General features: G+C 36.3%; 2 protein-coding genes. Both read left to right on the forward strand.

Going from position 1 to position 3,203, the window contains the following annotated elements:
- Positions 1-800: 800 nt before the first annotated feature.
- On the forward strand, positions 801-2,231 hold the full coding sequence (gene gatB, locus OZD66_RS01855; protein WP_182366272.1) for an Asp-tRNA(Asn)/Glu-tRNA(Gln) amidotransferase subunit GatB: 1,431 nt from the start codon (positions 801-803) through the stop codon (positions 2,229-2,231).
- An 84-nt stretch (positions 2,232-2,315) separates the two neighbouring features.
- Positions 2,316-3,176, forward strand: coding sequence for a hypothetical protein (locus OZD66_RS01860; RefSeq protein ID WP_182366274.1), 861 nt, complete (start codon positions 2,316-2,318; stop codon positions 3,174-3,176).
- The last annotated feature ends 27 nt before the right edge of the window (positions 3,177-3,203 follow it).

The raw sequence follows: 3,203 nt of genomic DNA on the forward strand, positions 1-3,203 counted from the left end.
AAAACAAGATTTTCAATAAGTTGCTTATAATCCTAATTATAGTTAGCCTTTCATAAGTAGCGATGCAACAAAGCCCACTGGGATCCAGAAGACTTAATTTCAACCAAATAATAAAGGCTGGATCCCAGTGCTTGGCACTGGAATGACAGCAATCCTACGTCATACCGCCGCGGTATCTCGGCCGCTAACAAGCAGCGGGATGACGGTTGTTGTTTAGCTATAAATATTAAGAAATTTACCAAATGAAAAAAAGGCAAAAGAAGCCCTGGGGTTATTATCCGCTTTAAAATATTGGCGTTTTTTATGTTTTAAACGCTTGACAAGCGAGATTCAGCCGCTTTTAATTGCAACTAACTTACGCTGCAAATGTTTAAGAAATTTACTAAGCAGAAAAAAAGACAAAGAACCCCCGAGTTAGCTAGTCTTTTACTATCTCTGTCGAGTATTGGCATTTTTTGATATCTTGTAACGCTTTATAAGCGCGTTCAGCTTATTTAGATAAAAATCTAGATGTAGATGAAGTTTTGTAAAGACACACAGTATCTATATACTGCAAAAAATTGAACATAAGACGCCAATACATTAAGTAATCCTTACCTTTTAATCTGCAGATTGGCGAAAGCAAATACAATGGCTTCAGTTTCATGATAAGGGGGCTGGCGAAGGGTGTCAAGTAAGTTTTGCATTTGATCTGTTTCTATGGGTAGAACAATCTGCATACTACTTAGCTAACATGAGTTTTGTTTTGACTTTTTGTGTTAATTTTGCAGAATATTAAGATTATCATTTAAATAAAATACATGACGAAAGAGGATTGGGAAGCGGTAGTTGGGCTTGAAGTGCACGCTCAAGTTTCTTCTAATACGAAGCTATTTTCTAGCTCATCAACGGAGTTTGGTGCTGAGCATAACACTCAAGTTTCTCTAGTTGATGCGGCAATGCCAGGTACGCTGCCAATACTAAATTATTACTGCATAGAGCAAGCAATACGCACTGGTCTTGCACTTTCTGCAGAAATTAATAAGTATTCTTACTTTGATCGGAAAAATTATTTTTATCCTGATTTACCACAAGGTTACCAGATAACTCAGTTTTTTGAGCCAATAGTTAAAAACGGTAGAGTATTTATCAACGACAATGAAAAAGAAATAAGAATTGCGAGAATTCATTTAGAGCAAGATGCAGGAAAGAGCGTTCATGAGGAAAGCAAAACTTATGTAGATTTAAATCGTGCAGGGGTTGCTTTAATGGAAATTGTTTCAGAACCAGATCTCCGTTCATCTGCAGAAGCTGCAGAATGCATGAAAAAATTGAGGCAGATTTTGCGTTACATTGGTTCATGTGATGGTGATATGGAAAAGGGATCACTTCGTTGTGATGCAAATGTTTCTGTCCGCCTAAAAGGCAGTAGCACATTTGGCACCCGCTGTGAAATAAAAAATCTGAACTCGATACGTTATATTGTGCAAGCTATAGACTATGAAATACAAAGACAAATTGAAATTTTAGAAAGTGGGGAAGAAATAAGTCAAGATACCTTATTGTTTGATGTTGCTTTGGGAAAAACAAAAGTGATGAGAAGCAAAGAGGATGCAAGCGACTATAGATACTTCCCTGAGCCTGATTTATTACCTGTTGAGGTAAGCCAGGATAAAATCGATTCTATTAAATCGTCTTTGCCCGAGTTGCCAGATCAAAAAAAGCTGCGATACATTGAAAAATTAGGTATCAACGAATACGATGCAAACGTCATTACTTCCGATAAGGCGATTGCTGATTACTTTGAGGAATTGATAAAAAAACATGATTCAAAGCTCGCGGTCACCTGGTTAACTGTAGAGCTTTTCGGTCGTTTAAATAAAGCAAATATTGATATTGTGAGCTCCCCAATCAAAGCAAATGCTTTGTCCGAACTCTTAGATTTTATCGTTGATGGAACAATCTCTGCTAAACTTGGCAAACAAGTATTCGATAGTATGTTTGAAACTGGCAAACCTGCATCTTTAATTATAGAAGAGCAGGACCTAAAACAGATCACAGATAAAGGTCAAATAGCAGAAGTTATCGACAAAATCATCAATAACAACCAAGATAAAGTTCAAGAATACAAAAGCGGTAAAACAAAGTTATACGGATTCTTTGTCGGCGAAGTTATGAAACTTACCAAAGGAAAAGCCAGTCCTGATGTGGTGAATTCAATTTTGAGTGAAAAGTTAGATAAGGTGCCCTAAGGTTATCCTGCTGGAGAGGTAAAACGCTTTTACCATGGTATTACCTATCAAAAATTGTGGCTCATATTCTTTCTCGAACGTGCGATGGATAAAAAGTGTCCTTTCCTCTTGGCTACGGAAATGGAGTTAGCTGAAGGTTTTGGTGATATTATTCTTCGGTATGAACAAAACAGAAGAATAACACATAGATTCATACAAATCAAGCACAAGCAAGATGGACACAGAAAAATCAGCATAGGTGACTTACTAACATGGCGAAAAAGTAGTGAATTCAGCTTAGTAGAATATCTTGTTGCTTATTTAAAAATCAAAAGTAGAGAAAAGCTCGAGGGTGAAATAGAAGATTTTGTTATTGCCACAAATGTCGGTTTTGACTTTGAAAGTCTAGCAGATAAGGGAATTTCATTTACAAGAATGAACACAGAAGATGAGTTTCTGAATATAGGCAGTAGTGTAAGATATAAATTTGATAATAGTATTATCTCACACTTGCAAGAGAATATGGATTTTATAAAGGGTGAGGTAGGTGGACAAGTTAGCGATGGAAAAATAAATAAGAAAATAGAGGAATTTCCAGATAAATTGGTGTTTGCAGTTAATTTACCTAACCATGCTGAACTGGAAGGATTAATCAAAAATGAGATAAGTAACAAATTGATCGAAAAGTTCAACTACTTTGGTAATGACGAAACTGCTTACAACGCGCTTTTTATGAAAATGTGGAGTTGGATGAAGGATAGAGAAGGACGTTTCCTTTCACATAAAGAAGGCGAAGAGCTTTTCCGAAAAGTAGAGATGTGTGCTAGTACTTTAAGTGAGATAAGACAAGAAGTAGAGAAAGGGAATAAAGAAATAGGTAAAATAGCAAAACAACAGCGTAAGGATAGTATAGCATTTCTCATAATAGTCCGAACAGGTCATAGGAAGGCAGAATCAACAGCATGACGAAAGGATTCGAATAGAGGAATGTTT

Origin of the sequence: Wolbachia endosymbiont of Drosophila baimaii, assembly GCF_028982185.1 — a bacterium.
Taxonomy (GTDB): domain Bacteria; phylum Pseudomonadota; class Alphaproteobacteria; order Rickettsiales; family Anaplasmataceae; genus Wolbachia; species Wolbachia pipientis.

Bases quoted from the DNA above. Each gene is read 5' to 3' on its own strand.
- gatB (WP_182366272.1), top strand. From the start codon at position 801: ATGACGAAAGAGGATTGGGAAGCGGTAGTTGGGCTTGAAGTGCACGCT.
- OZD66_RS01860 (WP_182366274.1), top strand. From the start codon at position 2,316: ATGGATAAAAAGTGTCCTTTCCTCTTGGCTACGGAAATGGAGTTAGCT.